Annotated in this window: 14 protein-coding genes; 6 read left to right on the top strand and 8 right to left on the bottom strand. The window is 62.2% G+C overall.

The features are described 5' to 3' along the window. Positions 1-11: 11 nt before the first annotated feature. Positions 12-1,841 carry a glutamine--fructose-6-phosphate transaminase (isomerizing) gene (gene glmS / locus FHW69_RS02370; RefSeq protein ID WP_183421410.1) on the top strand — a complete coding sequence of 610 codons (1,830 nt, stop codon included), beginning with the start codon at positions 12-14 and terminating at the stop codon, positions 1,839-1,841. A 64-nt stretch (positions 1,842-1,905) separates the two neighbouring features. Here the strand turns inward: glmS and FHW69_RS02365 are convergent, their stop codons facing one another. From FHW69_RS02365 to rfbB, 8 genes are all read right to left on the bottom strand, one after another. Beyond that, a complete protein-coding gene (locus FHW69_RS02365) occupies positions 1,906-3,144 on the bottom strand; it encodes a histidine-type phosphatase (protein ID WP_183421409.1) in 1,239 nt (412 codons plus the stop codon). 11 nt (positions 3,145-3,155) lie between these two features. Beyond that, positions 3,156-5,642, bottom strand: a complete 2,487-nt coding sequence (locus FHW69_RS02360) for a TonB-dependent receptor (RefSeq protein ID WP_183421408.1) — start codon at positions 5,640-5,642, stop codon at positions 3,156-3,158. 72 nt (positions 5,643-5,714) lie between these two features. Then, positions 5,715-6,857, bottom strand: coding sequence for a FecR domain-containing protein (locus tag FHW69_RS02355; protein WP_183421407.1), 1,143 nt, complete (start codon positions 6,855-6,857; stop codon positions 5,715-5,717). Continuing rightward, positions 6,850-7,368: a sigma-70 family RNA polymerase sigma factor gene (locus FHW69_RS02350; protein ID WP_183421406.1), complete on the bottom strand. Its 519-nt coding sequence runs from the start codon at positions 7,366-7,368 to the stop codon at positions 6,850-6,852. Before FHW69_RS02350 ends, FHW69_RS02355 begins: the two co-directional genes overlap by 8 nt. Positions 7,369-7,439: 71 nt before the next feature. Further along, positions 7,440-8,354, bottom strand: coding sequence for a dTDP-4-dehydrorhamnose reductase (gene rfbD, locus FHW69_RS02345; protein WP_183421405.1), 915 nt, complete (start codon positions 8,352-8,354; stop codon positions 7,440-7,442). After that, on the bottom strand, positions 8,351-8,908 hold the full coding sequence (gene rfbC / locus FHW69_RS02340) for a dTDP-4-dehydrorhamnose 3,5-epimerase (RefSeq protein WP_183421404.1): 558 nt from the start codon (positions 8,906-8,908) through the stop codon (positions 8,351-8,353). Before rfbC ends, rfbD begins: the two co-directional genes overlap by 4 nt. After that, positions 8,905-9,792, bottom strand: a complete 888-nt coding sequence (rfbA, locus tag FHW69_RS02335) for a glucose-1-phosphate thymidylyltransferase RfbA (protein WP_183421403.1) — start codon at positions 9,790-9,792, stop codon at positions 8,905-8,907. Before rfbA ends, rfbC begins: the two co-directional genes overlap by 4 nt. After that, positions 9,789-10,835, bottom strand: a complete 1,047-nt coding sequence (gene rfbB / locus FHW69_RS02330) for a dTDP-glucose 4,6-dehydratase (RefSeq protein ID WP_183421402.1) — start codon at positions 10,833-10,835, stop codon at positions 9,789-9,791. Before rfbB ends, rfbA begins: the two co-directional genes overlap by 4 nt. 224 nt (positions 10,836-11,059) lie before the next feature. On the opposite strand from rfbB, the gene FHW69_RS02325 reads away from it, so the two are divergent. The 5 genes from FHW69_RS02325 to FHW69_RS02305 all read left to right on the top strand — a co-directional run bounded on the left by FHW69_RS02325 (position 11,060) and on the right by FHW69_RS02305 (position 19,245). Further along, positions 11,060-12,229: a PLP-dependent aspartate aminotransferase family protein gene (locus tag FHW69_RS02325; RefSeq protein WP_183421401.1), complete on the top strand. Its 1,170-nt coding sequence runs from the start codon at positions 11,060-11,062 to the stop codon at positions 12,227-12,229. Positions 12,230-12,360: 131 nt separating this feature from the next. Continuing rightward, on the top strand, positions 12,361-13,155 hold the full coding sequence (locus tag FHW69_RS02320) for an ABC transporter permease (RefSeq protein ID WP_183421400.1): 795 nt from the start codon (positions 12,361-12,363) through the stop codon (positions 13,153-13,155). After that, positions 13,152-14,378: an ABC transporter ATP-binding protein gene (locus FHW69_RS02315; protein WP_183421399.1), complete on the top strand. Its 1,227-nt coding sequence runs from the start codon at positions 13,152-13,154 to the stop codon at positions 14,376-14,378. The genes FHW69_RS02320 and FHW69_RS02315 overlap by 4 nt, the downstream gene beginning before the upstream one ends. Continuing rightward, the gene (locus FHW69_RS02310) at positions 14,375-15,799 is read left to right on the top strand and encodes an FkbM family methyltransferase (protein ID WP_183421398.1); all 1,425 of its coding nucleotides are present in this window, start codon (positions 14,375-14,377) and stop codon (positions 15,797-15,799) included. The genes FHW69_RS02315 and FHW69_RS02310 overlap by 4 nt, the downstream gene beginning before the upstream one ends. A gap of 113 nt (positions 15,800-15,912) precedes the next feature. Further along, the gene (locus tag FHW69_RS02305; protein ID WP_183421397.1) at positions 15,913-19,245 is read left to right on the top strand and encodes a glycosyltransferase family 1 protein; all 3,333 of its coding nucleotides are present in this window, start codon (positions 15,913-15,915) and stop codon (positions 19,243-19,245) included. Positions 19,246-19,270 lie beyond the last annotated feature (25 nt).

The raw sequence follows: 19,270 nt of genomic DNA, 5'->3' as shown, positions 1-19,270 counted from the left end.
AGGACCTGCCCATGTGTGGAATTGTTGCCGCCGCTGCCCAGCGTGATGTCGCGCCTATCCTGATTGCCGGCCTCAAGGCGCTGGAGTACCGCGGTTACGATTCGGCAGGCATTGCTGTGTCGGACGGTGACGACATCCGTCGCGTGCGCGCCAAGGGCAAGGTTCGTGAGATGGAAGCGTTGTACGACGCCGATCCGCTTCCCGGCGGCACCGGCATCGCTCACACGCGCTGGGCGACGCATGGCGTTCCCAACGAAAGCAACGCACACCCGCACGTGCAGGGGCGCGTTGCCATCGTTCACAACGGCATCATCGAGAACTACGTTGCCCTGCGTGAAGAGTTGAAGTCGCGCGGGCGTGTGTTCACTTCGGAAACCGATACCGAAGTGATGGGCGCGCTCATCGACGACCTGCTGAGCGATGGCCGCAGCCTGCGCGAAGCGGTGCTGGCTGCCGTGCGTCAGCTGGAAGGCGCCTATGCCATCGCGGTACTCAGCCTGGACGAGCCGGGTCGCATCGTGGGCGCGCGTCGCGGCTGCCCCTTGCTGGTCGGCATCGGCATCGGCGAGCATTTCCTGGGTTCGGATGCTCAGGCGCTCATCAAAGTCACCAACCGCATGATGTATCTGGAAGAAGACGACGTCGTGGAGATCACGCGCGAGAGTGCGCAGGTCTTCACGCTGGATGGTCAGCCGGTGGATCGCGCGGCACATGAAAGCGAACTGTCCGCCGACGCTGTCGAGCGCGGTGAATATCGCCACTACATGCAGAAAGAAATCTTCGAGCAGCCGCGTGCGGTGGCCGACACGCTGGAGGGTCGCATTGGTCCGCATGGCGTGCTTCCCAACATCTTCGGCATTGATGCCGATCCCGTGCTTGATCGCACCAGGCAGATCCACATCGTGGCATGCGGCACCAGCTATCACGCAGGCATGGTCGCCAAGTACTGGATTGAAGAGCTGGCGCGCATCCCTGTCGTGGTCGAAGTGGCCAGCGAGTATCGCTATCGCGATGTCGTGGTGCCTGCCGACACGCTGTTTGTCGCGGTGTCCCAGTCGGGTGAAACGGCAGACACGCTGGCTGCCATGCGTGAATCGCGTCGTCGCGGTTATCTGGGCACGTTTGCGATCTGCAATGTGCCTGAGTCGTCGGTGGTGCGTGAGTCCGATCTGAAACTGATGACGCGTGCGGGTCCGGAGATCGGCGTGGCGTCCACGAAGGCATTCACCACGCAGCTGGCCGCATTCGCGTTGCTGGCGCTGGACCTAGGCCGTCGTCGTGGTCTGGATCATGCGAAGTATCGGGCGCTGTGCGAAGAGCTTCGTCACTTGCCCGCTGCCATCGAGCAGGCGTTGAAGATCGAACCGGAAGTAGTCGCGCTGGCGGAACTCTTCATTTCCCGTCACCACGCATTGTTCCTCGGACGTGGTGCGCACTATCCGGTGGCGCTGGAAGGCTCGCTGAAGCTCAAGGAAATTTCCTATATCCACGCCGAAGCGTATCCGGCGGGTGAGCTCAAGCATGGTCCGCTGGCGCTGGTGGACGACAGCATGCCCATCGTTGCTGTGGCGCCCAACGGCCCGTTGCTGGACAAGCTGAAGTCCAATCTTCAGGAAGTGCGCGCACGTGGCGGCCAGCTGGTGGTGTTTGCCGATTCCAATGCGGAGATGGACGATGGCATCGAGCAGGGCGCCATGGTGCGTCTGGATTCGGGCGGCGATTTCATTTCGCCCGCCGTGTTCACCATCCCGCTTCAGCTGCTGTCCTATCACGTGGCCGTGATGCGCGGCACCGACGTGGATCAGCCGCGCAACCTTGCCAAGTCGGTAACGGTGGAATAACCCGGCTTGTCCGGGAGCGATCGGGGCATCACCCAATCGCTCCCGGGCCTGCGAAGCGCGACCTTCAGGGTAGCGACTGATGTTGCACTGACAACGCGGGCATCCCCTTGTCTACACGCTGCGGATCGCTGCCGCGCTGCACCAGTGCTTTGAACTCATCAAGTGTGCACGCCGTGCGCTTCGCGCAGGACAACGCTACCGGTCTTTCGACAAGTGTCATCGCCTTCCCCGCTTGCGCTGTGCGAAGTGCGTTGAGTGACGGCATCACCGTGCGCACGCGCACTTCATAACCGCCTTTCACCTCATACAGGCCGATAACGACCGCCCCGCCGGGTGGATAGTCGTCAGGCCGCGTCGCGTCATGCCAGTCGAGCCCAAGCACGCCGGCGATATTGGCCAGGTTGGTGTCGTGTCCCATCAGAACAACAGCTCGCGTGCCCGCTGGTGCCAGCGGTTCGGCGTCGGCAGGTTGCCCCGCGGCGGCATTCAGCGATGCCAGCATGTGAGCGGCCAGATTGGAGCCTGCCTGCGCGGCAGCTGGCTGGCTCTTCTTCGTGACTGCAAACTGCGCGTTGTGCAGCATCACAATCTTGCCGACATCGGCTTCGGTGGCACGTCCCCAGCCCACATCCTGCATGGGCATGCCTTGCACGTACGACAGCATGAGGTTTTCGCTGAGTGTTCCGGCCATCTTCATGGATGCCGCGATGGCTTTCGGCGTATCTGTCGCAAGACGCGTTTTTCCTGCGACGTCCGCGCATTTGCCCGCGTCGCAATTGAGCATCACGCGTTCCAGATCGGCCAGCTCCGCAGGCGCGTCCGGCGGCGTGGACGTAATGGCCGCATCCTTGTCATCGCCAGCACCGTAATGAAACAGCGGATTGTTTGTGTCGCCGTCGAGGCCGAGAAAGCCGCCATCACATGTCGGCGCCAATCCTGTGACAAAGGCGGCTGAACTCTGCCGGTTCCTCGGTGTGCTGTCACTGATGATGACTACGCGGGCATCCGCAGGGCACGCACCATTCCACAGACCCGCTTTCGCGAAGGACGCACGGTAAGTACGGCCAATCGCGGTCATGCCTTCTGCGCCGTGGGTGGTCAGCATGCCCGGTGCAACGGGCCACGCAGGCCACGCGTCAACCGCATAGGCGGCGTATGTCTCCGGCGGCTTCGTCGGCGAGCGCACGCCGTGGCGCATGAGTACGATTTCCAGGCGTGCAGCATCTTTTGCGGCGAGTGCGGGCTCGGCAGCAACGAGCCCGCACAGTAAGGCAAAGGCGAGTTTCATTGTGGAACGTGCCATGTCGGCCATCCTCACAGCTTGACGGACAGGTCGAGGAACACCCCGCGACCTGGCAGGCCAAAATAGAGCGGAGTACCACTGACCGATTGCGTGCCCGCATATCCGGTGAACTTGCGCACATCAAAAAGGTTGTTCACGTCGACGCTGATCGAGTAGCCCTTGGTGCCGGCTGGCCCCTTGTCGGTGCGATAGCCCGCTGCGGCATCCACGCTCATGAAACCGGCGATGCGCTGTGCGTTGTGAAAGACGCTGGCGCCCGAGGCGTCCGTGGTGTTGTCCAGCCCGTACTGATGACCGAGGAACTTGCCCATGACCGATCCGAAGAAGCCGTTCTGCGCACTATAAAGAAGGCCGAGTGCAGCCGTCACCTTGGGCGTTCCTGCGACCTGGGTGTTGCTGTTTTTGTACGTGGCCTTGTTGTAGCTGGCGTTCGCATACACGCTGAGGTCGTGCGTGAGCGCGTAGGTTCCTTCGACTTCCGCGCCCTTGTAGATCGCGCCGCCGGCATTCACGTAAGCGTTCTCGTTGCCGTTCGGCGTCGCCACTTCGGTCTCGGTGATGAAGTTGGCAAAGTTGATGTAGTACAGGCTGGCACCGAACGTGAGCTGGCGTGACGCATAGGCGGTGCCGAGCTGATAGTTGGTCGTAAGCTCTGGCTTCAGGCCTGCTGAGCCGTTGACCTGGATCACGTCGATGGGGGGCGCAAGAAAGCCTTTGGCCGCCTGTGCGTATGCGCTCCAGTTGTCCGAGAGGCGGTCGTGCACGCTCAGCGACGGCAGCGTGGCGTGGTAGGTGGCCTGTGCTTGCGACGGAACAGGCGGCGACACCTTGTTGAGCGTGGCATCAAGCGAGCGCGTGACCTGGGAGTAGCGGACACCGGGACTGACGGTGATGGCATCGGTCACTTTCCAGTCGTATTGCACGTACGGCTGGAAAGTGTCGGTGCGGTCATCCAGAAGATAGTTGTAGACCTGACCGTACTTGGTGCCGGTCTTGGTGTCCGTGGTCATGTCCAGCGGGTACTGGTAGCGTGCGTCGATGCTGCGCTCCAGCCATACACCCGTCAGCAGCTGTCCGGGGCCGAGGTCGCGACCCAGACGCAGTACATCACCGAACGAGTGAAAGCCCGAATCAGACAGCTTGCCCGGTACGTCGGTCTTGTTGGTGCTGACTTTCTTGCCGGCGGCGTTGTAGAACGTTACCCCGTTGTGCGCCGGATTGTCGTCCGATGCGTCGGCCGTCTTGCGCGCCCAATGGTCGAAGGTATTCAGGTACACCTTGTTGTCCACATCCCAGTCGCCGAGGCGGCTGGAGAGGTCCACGTAGGTGAAGCTGGAGTAGTACGCGGCGTTGTTGTAGCCGCTGTAAGACTGCAGCGCGGGATCGCTGCTCAGGCCGTAACGCCAGCCGTAGCGCGCGATCTCGTCCTTCGTGGCGCCCTGCACGGTGTTCTGATGTTCGCGGTTGTAGCTGGTGACGAAGGTCAGCGTGGTATCCGTACCGAGGTCGGTGACCGTCTTGATGAACACGTGCTCGCGGCGGTCGTCGGTGCCCTTGAGGAACGTGTCGCTGGATTCTTTTGAAATATCCGCAAACAGCTTTGTGTGACCACCCAGGCTCTCATCGACCGACACACCACCGGCCCGCGTGTTCCAGCTGCCGATGGTCAGATACGGCGTGATGCCGGTTTCGCCGGAGGGTTCGCGCGAGCGAAGGGCAACCGTGCCGCCGAACGTCGCGTTGCCAATGGTGCTGCCACCACCCGGGCCGCGGTCGATCTCGGCCTGGCCAAGCACGTGATTGTTGAAGTACGCCGATGTGGTGTGATGCAGATCGCTGGCGTCACCAAACGGGATGCCGTCAAAGGTGACGTTGAACTGGCCATCCTGGAAGCCTCGGATGCTGATGCCTTCGTTCTTGCCCAGGCCCGGGCCTTCGGGTGACGTGACGGTGACGCTGGGTGCGTACTTGATGATGTCGTCAAAGTTTGCATTGAAGCGCAGGCCATCGCGGATGAAGCGCTCGTCGATCACGGAGGTGGGCTGGATGGCATCCAGCGGTGCGGCGCTGGGCGCCAGAGTGTCCACGGCATTGGCATGCACGCTTACGGGAGCGAGATTAAGTGCCGGATCGTTGCGGGTATCGATGGGCGGGAGGTCGTGGTCCGCGTTGGGAGTGCGGGTGGGCGCGTTTCCCCGCACGATGCTCACGGTGGTCGGCGTAACGAACTGGAAGGTGAGCCCGGTGCCGCGCAGCAGCTGTTCCAGTTGCACCTGCGCGCTGACGCCGCCCGGAGAGCCCTGGCTGCGGATGCTTTCGGCAACATCGGATGCGTAGATGACCTGCATGCCCGTGTCGTGGGCGAACCGGTCCAGCGCCTGCGTGAGTGGCATGGCGGCGATCCCTGCCGTCGTCGTGCTGGCCGCCATGGCCAGGTTCGGAAGAGTCATCGCACTGGCGATGGCGAGGGCGATATGGACGGCCAGACGGTGGCGCATGGAGAGGAAGCCTTCAGAGGGAGTGGTATCGACTACCCATCTAAGAGTCCCGTGCAGAGGATTCGGGTACCGCTATTTTCGTGAATCTTTTCTTACAGTGCTCCCTTGTCGGGCCACCGGGTGCTCTGACGCGCGAATGCGGATTTCATTCGATTCCCGTTCCACGTGCACGCCCGGCTGCGTGGCAAGCCAGGCGACGAAAGCATCCGCGTCGTCGGCGTGGAACACGCCGCTGATTTCCCGTTTGCCGATCTGCCTGTCTTCGATGACCAGCGGCAGGGTAGTGTGCCGGTTGAACTGACGTGCGACCTCGCTTATCTGCGCGTGCTGGAAGCGGATGTCCGATGGCATCCAGGCGAGCGTAGATGCAGTGCTTGATTCGCGCATGCGCGACACGCCGCCATCGGCATCCAGATTCACGCGCTCGCCCGCGCTGAGGTTGGCGACGACGTTCCCGGTAATGAGCGTGCCGGTCATGCGCCGATTCAGCGCGTCGATCCAGGGATGTTGCTGGGTCCACACAGTGACCTGACCATTGATGACGGTCACGCTGTCGCGACCGGGTACGCGATGCACGTCGAACACGGTGCCGATATCCTGGATGATGTGCGAGCCCATCGTCACCAGCAGCGGGCGGACAGGGTCTTTGCCCACGTCGATGAGTGCACCGCCACGCTGGATGTCCACTCTGCGAAGGCGTGCGTCGAAGTTCACGGCGACGCGGCTTGCCTTGTCGAGTTGGATCACCGTGCCGTCAGGCAGAGTGATTTCGCGGACAGATGCGGTGTTGTTGGTATAGATCTGTCCGTCCTGCGATGTGCCCAAGCCTGAGAGCAGCGCTGCGCCTGCCACTGCGAGACACGCGCACGCCGCCAATGCGCCACGCCACATGCGTCGGCGCGGCCGGGCGGTTGAGGATGTGCGGGGCGGCACAGGGGGACGAATCGGAACCACGGCCGGCTCCGCAGCCGCCGAGGCGACCAGGTCACGGGTGGGCACGCCCTGCGTGCGCGAGATGGCTTTCAGGTCGCCGTGCAACTGGGCGATGGCCAGATATTCGGCCACGTGCTCAGGCGCTTCAGCAAGCCACGCCATGAAGCGTGCCTCCATCGCTGCATCATTGTCGTCGCCAAGTTCCACGTACCATTCGGCCGCCTGTTCCACCACGCTTCGTACGCGCGCATTACCGAAGCGCGGGCGCGCAGGACTATTCATAACGCGACATCCCCTCGCGGCACGCAGCAAGTCCCTTCACCACATACTTCTTCACCATGTTGGTGGAGATGGACAGGCGCTCGGCGATATCGCGATAGGGCAGTTCGTCGCGGTAATGCATGATGAGTACGGCGCGGCACTTAGGAGACAGCCTCGACAGCAGGGTGGCCAGGCGCTCGCGGCGCAGGTCGCGGTCGATGGATGCTTCGGCATCGCAGGGTGTGGCGAGCCGGTCCAGGATGTCGTCCAGCGACTCTTCGCCCGTGCTCATCCGGCTGGCGGAGAGGCTGCGTTCCTTGATGAGGTTCGCGGCGATGGTGAAAAGATAGGCTTTCGGGTGACGGATATCTGTGTCAGTCCCGTTCTGTGCGCGAAGGATGCGCAGATAGACCTCCTGGATGAGGTCCTGGGTGTCCCAGCGGTGGGCAACGCGTCGCGCGATGAAACGACGCAACAGGTCGCCGTTGTCAGCGATGAGGGCGGGCCAGGTGCCCTGTTTGTCGACGGTCACAACTGTCTGGCCACCTTCCGGGCGCCGCAGGAGAGTGCGGGCGCTTTGCGTGGCGGGAAGCTAGCAGTGCTTTATGACGGGTCAGTGACGGTAGCCAGCACGTCGTGCAATCCGCGCTGCCACGTGGGCGCCTGGATATCGAATGTGGCCGCGAGCTTGCTTGTGTCCAGCACCGAATACGCCGGTCGTGTGGCGGGGGTCGGATATTGCGCGGTGGTAATGGCGTCGACCGGAGGTGCCAGCGACAGCAGGCCGGCCGCATGAGCCTGCGCGACAATCGCCTCGGCGAAGCCATGCCACGATGTGCTGCCCTGTGCGGTCAGGTGATAAACGCCCGACAGCGCGCCACGTTCCTGCAAGGAGCCGCTCATCCAGCGCGCTGCGATCTGTGCCGTGATTTGCGCGATGTCTGGCGCGCTGGTGGGCGAGCCGATCTGGTCGGCCACTACCCGCAGGCGCGGCATGGTGCTGGCCAGACGCAGCATCGTGGTGAGGAAGTTGCGGCCAGTCCGGCTGTAGACCCAGGCTGTGCGCAGTATGAGATGGTCGGCGGCGGAGCGCGCAAGCGCCACTTCACCGGCGAGTTTGCTGGCGCCGTACGCGTTTGCCGGTGTCGGCGTGTCCGATTCCCGGTACGGGCGTGTGGCCGTGCCGTCGAATACGTAGTCGGTCGAATAGTGGATCACGGCCGATCCTGCCGTGGCCGCCCATTCGCCGATGACGCGTACCACGTCTGCATTGAGCAACGCGGCGAGGCCGGGCTCGGCCTCCGCCTTGTCCACCGCCGTATAGGCGGCTGCATTGACGATGAGCGCCGGCGCCACATCGGTGAGTACACGTGTGAGTGCCGGCAGATCGGTGAGGTCGCAGGCAAGGTCACCATCACGACCCTGGCGCGTGCAGCAGGTCAGCTCGCCACGGCCTGCAAGTGCTTGCCTGAGATAACGTCCCAGTTGCCCGTCGGCCCCGATCAGCAGCGTTTTCACGGGACGAAATCGGGAAGCCGGTGGCGAGGGACGTCTACCAGCCACGGTGCGCGCGCGTCCTTGTCGGACAGATCGGGCTCAGCGATGGGCCAGTCAATCGCAAAGGCATCGTCGTTCCACGCGATGGCGGCGTCGCCTTCGCGGTCGTAAAGCGAGGTGCATTGATAGGAGAACGTGGCAAACGGCGACAGCACGCAGAAGCCATGCGCAAAGCCTTCCGGTATCCACAGGTGTCGCGCGTTCTCAGCCGACAGTACGGCGGCGAACCATTGGCGATACGTGGGGGAGTCCGGGCGGATGTCGACAGCCACATCCCAGACTTCGCCTTCCAGCACGCTGACCAGCTTGCCCTGCGGGTTGGGCCATTGGTAGTGCAGCCCGCGCAGCACGCCGCGGCGTGAGCGCGAGACATTGGTCTGCACGAACGAGGTGTCTATGCCGGCTTGTTCGAAGGTGGCCTTGTTGAAGCTCTCAAAAAAGTAACCGCGCGCATCGCCGTGGACCCGGGGCTCAATGATCTGTACGCCCGGAAGCGATGTGTCGATGAACTTCACGATGAGGCTTCCTGACTGGCGAGGCGCAGAAGATACTGACCGTAGCCGACTTTGGACAGCGGAGCCGCCAACGCAAGCAGTTGCTCGCGGTTGATCCAGCCCTGCTCGAAGGCGATTTCCTCAGGGCAGCAGATTTTCAGGCCCTGGCGATTCTCGATGGTCTGCACGTAGCTTCCGGCTTCCATCAGCGATTCGTGGGTGCCGGTATCCAGCCACGCATGTCCGCGCCCGAGCTGTTCAAGATGCAGCTTGCCTTCGCGCAGGTAGCGGCGGTTGAGGTCGGTGATTTCCAGCTCGCCGCGGGACGAAGGTTTCAGCTCGCGTGCATAGCGCGATGCGTCGCCGTCATAGAAATACAGACCCGTCACTGCGTAATGGGAGCGGGGATGCGCCGGCTTTTCTTCGATGTCGATGACCCGGCCGTCGCTATCGAAACTGGCTACGCCGTAGCGTTCGGGATCACGGACCCAATAACCGAAAATCGACGCGCCGCAGGTTCGCTGGTCGGCGCGGATCAGGCGGTCGGTGAAACTTTCGCCGTAGAAGATGTTGTCGCCCAGTACCAGGCAGCTCGGGCCGCCATCCAGAAAGCGCTCGCCGATGAGGAACGCCTGGGCAAGGCCATCGGGTGAGGGCTGTACCGCGTACTGGATGTTGAGGCCCCATTGCGAACCATCGCCCAGAAGGCGCTGGAACATGGGCTGCTCGTGCGGCGTGTTGATGACCAGGATGTCGCGAATGCCCGCCAGCATCAGGGTGCCCAGCGGGTAATAGATCATCGGCTTGTCGTACACCGGCAGCAGCTGCTTGCTGACGCCCTGGGTGATCGGATAAAGCCGTGTGCCGGAGCCGCCGGCCAGAATGATGCCCTTGCGTGCGGTCATGCGCCCAGCCTTTCCATGCGGTAACTACCATCCAGAATACTGGTAACCCACGGGCCGTTGGCCAGATACCAGTCCACCGTTCGCGCCATGCCGGCGGCAAAGTCGTGGCTCGGGCGCCATCCGGTGGCTTCGCGCAGGCGGGTGGCATCAATCGCGTAGCGGCGGTCGTGGCCCGGACGGTCGCGCACGAACGTGATGAGGCGTTCATGCGGGCCGGCAGCCTGAGGACGACGCTCGTCCAGCAAGCGGCAGACCGTGCGCACGACGTCGATGTTGGTGTGCTCTTCCTCGCCGCCCACGTTGTAAACGGCGCCGGGCACGCCGCGCGACAGCACCGCGGCAATCGCATCGCAGTGATCTTCCACGAACAGCCAGTCGCGCACATTCAGGCCGTCGCCGTACACAGGAAGCGGTTCGCCGGCCAGCGCCTTCTGGATGACCAGCGGGATCAGCTTCTCGGGAAACTGGAACGGCCCGTAGTTGTTCGAGCAGTTGGTAGTGAGCGTGGGCAAGCCGTAGGTATGGTGAAACGCGCGCACGAGGTGATCGGACGCCGCCTTCGAGGCGGAGTAGGGCGAGTTGGGTGCGTAGGGCGTGCTTTCCGTAAAGCGGCCCTCGCTGCCCAGCGATCCATAGACCTCGTCGGTGGAGACGTGCAGGAAGCGGAAGCGGCTGGCTTCGTCGGCCGCGAGGTCACGCCAGTAATCCCGCGCGCACTCCAGCAGGGCCAGAGTCCCGACGACGTTGGTTTCCACAAACGCGGCCGGGCCGTCGATGGAGCGGTCTACATGTGATTCGGCGGCGAAATGGACAATGGCGTCAGGACGATGGGTCGCGAGCAGCGAAGCCACCAGGGCCCGGTCGCCGATGTCGCCATGAACGAAAGTGTGTGCGGACGATTGGCGCACGCTGTCCAGCGTGGCAACGTTGCCCGCATAGGTCAGCTTGTCCAGCGTGATGACGTGGTGGCCAGCCGCCACGGCGCGAAGGACAAAGTTGCCGCCGATGAAGCCGGCACCACCGGTAACGAGAAGGACAGGCATGGGTAGTCTCATGAGCCACTGGGACGACCGCGGCGGTCAGGTCGAAACGATCCCGCAGATAATGCCTTGGCCGTCGCTGTATTGCCAAAATTCGGGGCTGGCGGCGGGTTCCGAGGTGAACGGCGCTTCAGACTTGGCTCGGTACGGGCGCCCAAGGGCGTTAAGATGTGCTCCTTTGACCTTGGTTCCGGCCCCGTGCCGCCCCGACAGTTTTGGATAAGACATTGAAAAACAAAACTAAAGAAGCCTCGCTCGGTCTCGGCACGCGCGCGATCCACGCAGGCCAGCAGCCTGATCCGTCTACCGGCGCCATCATGACGCCGATCTACGCGACCTCGACCTATGTCCAGGAAAGCCCGGGCAAGCACAAGGGCTACGAGTATTCGCGTACGCAGAACCCCACCCGCATGGCCTACGAGCGCTGCGTGGCCGATCTGGAAGGCGGCGTGGCCGGCTTCGCGTTCGGTTCGGGCCTGGCGGGCGCGGCCACCGTGCTGGACATGCTGGACACCGGCAGCCACGTCATCGCAATGGACGATCTGTACGGCGGCACGTACCGCCTGTTCGAGCGGGTCCGTCGCCGCTCGGCCGGTCTGGACTTCAGCTTCGTTGATCTGAACGACATGTCCGCCCTCAAGGCGGCGCTGAAGCCCAACACGCGCATGATCTGGGCCGAAACGCCGACCAACCCGATGCTCAAGCTGGTTGACCTGGCCAAAATCGCCGCGTTTGCCAAGAAGCACGGCCTGATCCTCGTCGTCGACAACACCTTCTGCTCGCCGATGCTCCAGCGCCCCATCGAGTTCGGCGCGGACCTGGTGCTGCATTCGGCCACCAAGTACCTCAACGGCCACTCGGACATGGTCGGCGGCATCGTCGTCGCGGCCAATGCGGAAATGGCCGAACAGATGGCCTTCCTGCAGAACTCGGTAGGCGCGGTTTCCGGTCCCTTCGATTCGTTCCTGGCCATGCGTGGCCTGAAGACCCTGCACCTGCGCATGAAGGCGCATTGCGAGTCGGCCCAGCACCTGGCGGCATGGCTGGAGAAGCACCCGGCCATCGAGCGGGTGATCTACCCGGGCCTGAAATCCCATCCGCAGCATTCGCTGGCGAAGAAACAGATGGACGGCTTCGGCGGCATCATTTCGGCCGAAGTGAAGGGTGGCGTCCGCGCTGCCCGCCGCATGCTGGAGCGCTGCGAACTGTTCGCGCTGGCCGAGTCGCTGGGCGGTGTGGAAAGCCTGATCGAGCATCCGGCGATCATGACCCACGCCTCCATCCCGCCGGCCAACCGCAAGCGCCTGGGCATCAGCGACGGGCTGATCCGCCTGTCGGTGGGTGTGGAGGATGTGGCTGATTTGCGCAACGAGCTGGCCTTCGCACTCTCCAAGTGAGGGAGTGAAGAGGTCCGGACACAGCGTCGCCGGGTGTCGTTCTGCCCGGCGACGTCGCACGTTATCCACCCGTGTCATGCACGCGGCTGCACGATTGTGTTTTTTCACCGAACTTATGGATTAATCCGCACATGAGCGAAATGGCCCGTTCGGTCTGGCGATACCGGCATTTCATCCTGTCGTCCGTCAAAAATGACCTGAAGGCGCGCTTCGCGCGCAGCCGTCTGGGCGGACTTTGGATGGTGCTGCAGCCTCTGGCGCAGGTGGCGATCTATTCGCTCGTGCTTTCGCGCGTGATGGCTGCGAAACTTCCGGGCGTCACCAACCAGTATGCCTATTCCATCTATCTGATGGCCGGCATGCTTGCCTGGTCGTTGTTTGTCGAGATCATCCAGCGCTCGTTGAATCTGTTTGTCGATAACGGCAACCTGATGAAGAAGATCTTCTTCCCCCGGGTCTGTCTTCCGTTCATCGGCGTAGGCACCGCCCTGGTCGGCAACGCGTTTCTTTTCGCGGCCACCGTTTTCATTTTTGCCATTGTCGGCCATCCGCCCACCTGGGCGCTGCTCTGGCTGCCCCTGCTTGTGGCCGTGAACGTCGCCTTCTCGCTGGGGCTGGGCCTCCTGCTCGGCGTACTGAACGTGTTTGTTCGTGACGTGGGCCAGATCATGGCCGTGGTTCTGCAGCTGTGGTTCTGGGTCACGCCCATCGTCTACACGGCGGGCATTCTCGGCAACGGGTTCCGCAGCATCATCGCGTTGAATCCGATGTACTACATCGTGACCGGCTTTCAGGACGTGATGCTCTACGGCAAGGCGCCGCAACTCATGCCGCTGCTGTGGACCGCATTGGGTTCGGTGGTGTTGCTCGGACTTTCTTTCATCGTGTTTCGCCGGGCCGCCCCGGAAATGGTGGACGTGCTATGAGCGACGCTGTACTGAAGGTCACAGGTCTGTCCAAAGCGTTCCGCGACTACGGCAGCGAGCTGAAGCGTTTCGCCAGCTGGTTCGGCGTCAAGGTCACGCCGCGCGAAGAGCACTGGGTCATCCGCGACATGACCTTCGCGGTCGGGCGCGGTGAAGCCATCGGCATCGTGGGTCAGAACGGCGCGGGTAAAAGCACGTTGCTGAAGCTCGTCACCCGCACACTCATGCCCTCGTCGGGCAGTGTTGAGGTGAATGGCCGTATCGCTGCCATTCTGGAACTGGGCATGGGATTCAGTCCGGACCTGACGGGTCGCCAGAACGTGTATCACGCGGCGGGCCTCATGGGCTTCACCCGCGAACAGATCGACAAGGCAATGCCGGACATCGAAAGCTTCTCCGAAATCGGCGATTACTTCGACGAGCACGTTCGCACGTACTCCAGCGGCATGCAGATGCGCGTGGCTTTCAGCGTTGCCACAGCTTTTCGCCCCGATATCCTCATTGTTGATGAAGCGCTGTCGGTTGGTGATGCGTATTTTCAGCACAAGTGCTTCAAGCGCATCAAGGAATTCCGCGAGCTCGGCACCAGCCTGATGATCGTGTCACATGACAGCTCTGCGATTCAGAGCCTTTGCGATCGCGCCATCCTGTTGCAGGGTGGCCGCATTCTTCAAGATGGCGACCCGGTAGAAGTCATGGACGCCTATAACGCGCTGATTGCCGAGCGCGAAAACAGCTCCATGAAAACCGAGCGTCTTGAGGGTGGGCAGCTGCAAACGATTTCCGGCACGTTCGAGGCCGTGGTGGAAGACATCCACATGTATGCGGACGACGGTCGGGCCGTGGAATTCGTGGATGTGGGGCAGTCAGTCGAGCTGCGCATCACCGTGCATGCGAAATCCGCCATCCCGCGTCTGGTTCTCGGCTACGTCATCAAGGACCGCCTGGGCCAGTCGATGTTCGGCACCAATACGCACCACACCAGGCAGGTGCTGGAGGATGTCCAGGCGGGTCAGCGCGTCGTTTATCGTGCGCGCTTCCCGGTCAATCTCGGACAAGGGACCTATTCTATATCCACCGCTCTGGTCAGCACGGATACTCATCTGGTTGATAACTACGAGTGGCGCGATCTGGCCATGATTTTCACCGTGGCGAATCACTCGCACCCGCACTTTGTGGGCAGTGCCTGGATTCCCCCTCACATTGATGTAGAGCCAGTATGACGTTCGTCAGTTTTGCGCAGAATTACGAGGACGTGATCCTCAATCGTGTTCTCAAGAACGTGAGGCACGGCTTTTACGTGGACGTTGGCGCGCAGCATCCGGTGACCGAATCGGTGACCAAGGCCTTCTCTCTGAAGGGCTGGCGTGGCATCAACGTGGAGCCGGTTTCCACCTGGTTCGAGATGCTTCAGCAGGACCGTCCTTACGACATCAATGAGAACGTCGCCATCGGTTCCGAAGACGGCGAGCTGCGGCTGTTCGAGGTTGTCGGTACAGGTCTTTCCACAACGGATGAAACTTTCGCAGCGCGCGCGCGGGCGGAGGGGCGTACCGTTACCGAGCGTCGTGTTCCGACGCGCCGCCTGGACGATATCCTTGCAAGAAACAACGTCAAGGAAGTCCATTTCCTCAAGATCGACTGCGAGGGCGCCGAGAAGGCAGCGCTGCAGTCGATCTCGCTGGACACCGTACGTCCCTGGATCATCTTGCTGGAAGCGGTTGAACCCAATAGCCAGATTCCCAATCACCAGCCATGGGAATACCTGCTGACGGATCGCGGCTACGTGCTTGCTTACGACGACGGCCTGAATCGGTTCTATGTCGCCAGCGAGAAATCCGATTTGCTGCCGGCTTTCGCCTTCCCGCCAAACATCTTCGATGATTTCGTGCGCGTGGGTGACAAGGCCGCGCACGATCAGCTGGATGCGGCGCACGTGCGTCTGCGTGCCATCACGCTGGAACTGGAGGGTGCCCGTTCGGCCACGGCGGGCGCTGCCGAGAGCCTTCGTAAGGTGGCCGCCCACTACGAGCATTGGCGTGCTGAACATCAGCGCCAGGCAATCGCTGCCCAGACGGAACGTGACGAGGCAATAGCCCGCGCGGCGGGCGCCGATGCAGAGATCGCGGCGCTTCGTGCTGAAATTGATTCGCTTTACGGGGACCGTCAGCGTCGCCATGCGGCGGGTCGTAGCGGGTCCACGAGCGAGGTGGATCAGCTTTTGCGCCGGCAGCATGAATTCCTGGTGATGACCGAAGGCCTTCGCGAGCAGCTCAAGCGGCAGGACGAGGCGATTCTGGCACTTACCACCAGCACATCGTGGCGCATCACGAAACCTTTGCGATCCGGTGTCCTATTCTCCCGCAGAGTTGCGCGCAGAACCTGGAGCATCAGCCGTCCGCTGGTCGTGAAGCTTGCCCGTGCAGGGAGGCCGCTGGTCCGCGGAATTCTGAAGATCGGGCCGTTGCGAAGGGTGGCAGCGTCGCTGGCTGGTCCGGAAACGCGGCTTGGACGGCGAATCCGGCGTTTCCTTTTTCCTCATGGGGTCGCTCCGGTGGTTGGCGCGCAGACGCCGAGTGCGATGTCATCTGAGGCCGTGGCTATCCAGGGGATGCTCAAAGACGCGATCGGTCGACGCAAATAATTTTCTGATTGGGAGGTGGAGCCATGCGCGTCGTTGTGGATATGCAGGCATGTCAGTCACCTGACGGACGAATTCGTGGGGTAGGTCGCTATTGCCTGTCGCTTTGCATGGCCATGGCCAAAGGAAATGAAGGCCACGAAGTCTGGATTGCACTCAATGGCTCCATGCCCGATTCGGTGGGCACCCTGCGCGACATGTTCGATGGCGTGATTCCGCCCGAACGTATCGTTGCGTGGGAAAGCCTGGTGCCCACGGCATCCATGCACGCGGCCAATCACTCGCGCAATGCGGCAGCTGAACTGCTGCGCGAGAGCTTTCTGGAAAGTCTTCATGCCGATGTGATTCTTACCGCCAGCATGGTGGATGGCTGGGTGGATTCGGTAGTGACCTCCGTGCCGGCGCACTCGCGTGCGCTGCAGGTGGCCATTCTCTTCGACCTCATCCCACTGGTGATGCCCGACATTTATCTGGGCAGTGACGGCATTCGTCCCTGGTACATGCGCAAGCTGGACCATCTGAAGCGCTGCGACCTGTTGCTTGGCATTTCCGAGGCGACCCGTCAGGAAGCCATGCAACTGCTGGACGTCGATGCCGCGAAAGTGGTGAATATTTCGGCGGCGGTTGATGGCATCTTCCGCGTGCTGCCCGACGCTACCGTAGCGTCCGTGGGTCGCAAACACGGCATTGAGCGCTCGTTTGTGATGTACGCGGGTGGCTTTGACCATCGCAAGAACCTCGCATCCCTTATCAAGGCCTATGCGGCGCTTTCTCCCGCCGTGCGTGCGGAGCATCAGCTCGCCCTGGTTGGAAATATCGCGCCGAAGGAACTGGGTGAGCTCACTGCGGTTCGCGAGCAGGCGGGCCTGCATGAAAGCGATGTGGTGTTCACCGGATTTGTATCCGATGCCGAGCTGATCAAGCTTTATAACGCGTGTTCGCTCTACATATTTCCGTCGACGCATGAAGGCTTTGGTTTGCCTGCGCTGGAGGCTATGTCTTGCGGCGCCGTTGTGCTGGGGTCCAATACGACTAGCCTGCCGGAGGTCATCAATTCGCCAGAAGCGCTCTTCGATCCGCTGGATATCGCAGATATCACCGCATCCATGCATCGCGGACTGACTGACGAGGCATTCCGTCAACGTGCTCGCGAGCATGCTGCGCGACAGATCAAGGGATTTTCCTGGGAAGCATCTGCTGCGAAGGCGTGGGCGGCGATCACCGCAGCCGCGCACGCGCACAGGCACCGCCCTGAAGCTGCCAGCATTTCGACGTCCGCTCCGGTGGTCGCCGTGCTGGCTTCGCAGGCGCTGGATGTGGCGGCTATCGCAAGTATCCAGGCGCGCGCTCCATCGCACGTCGATGTCTACGGCGATCTGAATCACACAGGTTTTGTTTCCGCTTCGTTCCCCGAAGGATGGAAGAAGAAGGCGTTGTCGACGCTTGAATCGTCGCCTTTCCATGAATTGTTCATGCAGGTTCATGACGATGCAGCGGCGGCGCCGCTGCTTCTTGCGGCCAAGGGAATGAATGCCACACTCCTGCCCACGGGCGAGGGTGTGACCCAGGCGCTTCGTGAGCTGGAAGTCGTGGATCGCCGAATGCTTGTCGGTTTGATTTATCGGGCGAAGGGCTATGCCGCCCTGCATCGTGTGGCGGGTCCAATAGCGGCAGATGCTTTTGCAGACCTGACGTCGCATGATCTTAAATACGCGGACCCGGCCTGGTTGAATGCCAGCCATGAGCCCATTCCCGCGAGCAGTGGTCGCGTTGACGTGCGCTCACTGGTTGACCGGCTGGCCGCTGTTCCTCATATCGACCGTTGGGATGACGACGACCTGGCACGGCTGGCGATGGCCGTCTCGCGCAATCAGCCGCGCGCGCAATCGCAGAAAACGGTGTTCGTCGATATCTCCCATCTGGTGATCGAAGACGCGCTCACCGGCATTCAGCGCGTGGTGCGCCATATCGTGGCCGAGATGATGGCGTTGCCGCCCGAGGGCTATCGGGTCGAGCCGGTGTACATCAACGACGATGGCATCTTCCGTTACGCACGCTCGTATTGCCAGAAGCGTTTCTTCCCGGAATTGCCCATCCCCGACGATGAGCCGGTGACGTTCATGTCGGGCGATATTTTTGTCGGCTTGGATCTGGCCGCACATCTGGTGCCGTATTTGCGTGATACGTACGTCTGGATGCGCAGCCGTGGCGTACAGATTCACTTCGTGGTGTACGACCTGTTGCCGCTGCTCCGGCCCGACTGTTTCGACGAAGCTGGGTTGCCGACGTTCCGGCGCTGGTATGAAGCGGTGGCCGAATTGTCCGATGGCATCATCTGCATTTCGCGCACGGTCGCGGACGAATTCCGCACGTGGCTTGACCAGTCGATGCCGGCGCGCGGTCGACCGGTCAAGATCGGCTACTTCCACCTGGGTGCCGATCTGGTGCCCACCGCCGAGCCGGCTATGCTGGACGGCGCTGTCGGACTTGATCTGGGTGGCCGTCCCTCTTTTCTCATGGTGGGCACCATCGAACCGCGCAAGGGGCACGCGCAGACGCTGGATGCGTTCGACATCCTCTGGAGCACCGGCCACAACGTCAACCTGATCCTCGTTGGCAAACCCGGCTGGCGCGTGGATGAGCTGGTCCTTCGCCTGCGCAATCATCCCGAAGCCGGTCGTCGCCTGTTCTGGCTGGAGCGGGCAGATGATCGCCAGCTGATCGCGATGTACCACACAGCGTCGGCTCTGCTGGCTGCGTCGGAAGGCGAGGGCTTCGGTCTCCCGCTGATCGAGGCCGCGCAATACGGCTTGCCGATCATCGCCCGCGACCTGCCGGTGTTCAAGGAAGTGGCTGGGGAGCATGCCCATTATTTTTCGGGCATGGAGCCCGAGGGCATGGCCTCGTCCATCATTGCGTGGCTTGATTTGTATGCTGCTGGCGAGGCACCGGCATCCACGGGCATGCCGTGGCTTACCTGGCAGCAAAGCGCCCGGCAACTGGAGGGTGTGGCGGTCCATGGCAACTGGTACCAGAGCTGGACGCCCGGTTCCTATCGACGCTTTGGCGCTTCGGACTACCGCGCACAGACATCCACCGGTATCTTGCGCCGCTGCAGCCGGCAGGCTGATGGCTCGCCTGGGGTCCTGTTCGGCACGCCGGAATTCCCGGTGGCCAGCGGTACCTATGAATTACGCCTTCATGGCAAGCGTCATTCTCCTGCGGGCGTCGCGTGGGTGGACGTCGAAGCACACGCGGGCTCATGGCGTCTTGAGTCGACGGCGTTGCATGGCGATGCCGGCTACCTGGGCAAACTGAACGTAAATGTCCCGGAAGATGTTCTCGACTTCCGGATTCGTGTCATGGTCGATGGGGCAGCCGACGTGGTTTTCCACGGTCTGGAGCTGGTTCCTGCCCATCGTCCCGAGGTGAGGGCTGGCGCGTCCTGAACGACGTGCCCCGTTCGACTTGAGT

The organism is Luteibacter sp. Sphag1AF (assembly GCF_014192715.1).
Lineage (GTDB): Bacteria > Pseudomonadota > Gammaproteobacteria > Xanthomonadales > Rhodanobacteraceae > Luteibacter.
The sequence above is the reverse complement of the archived record's forward strand: the minus strand, read 5'-3'. Positions and strand labels throughout refer to the sequence as shown.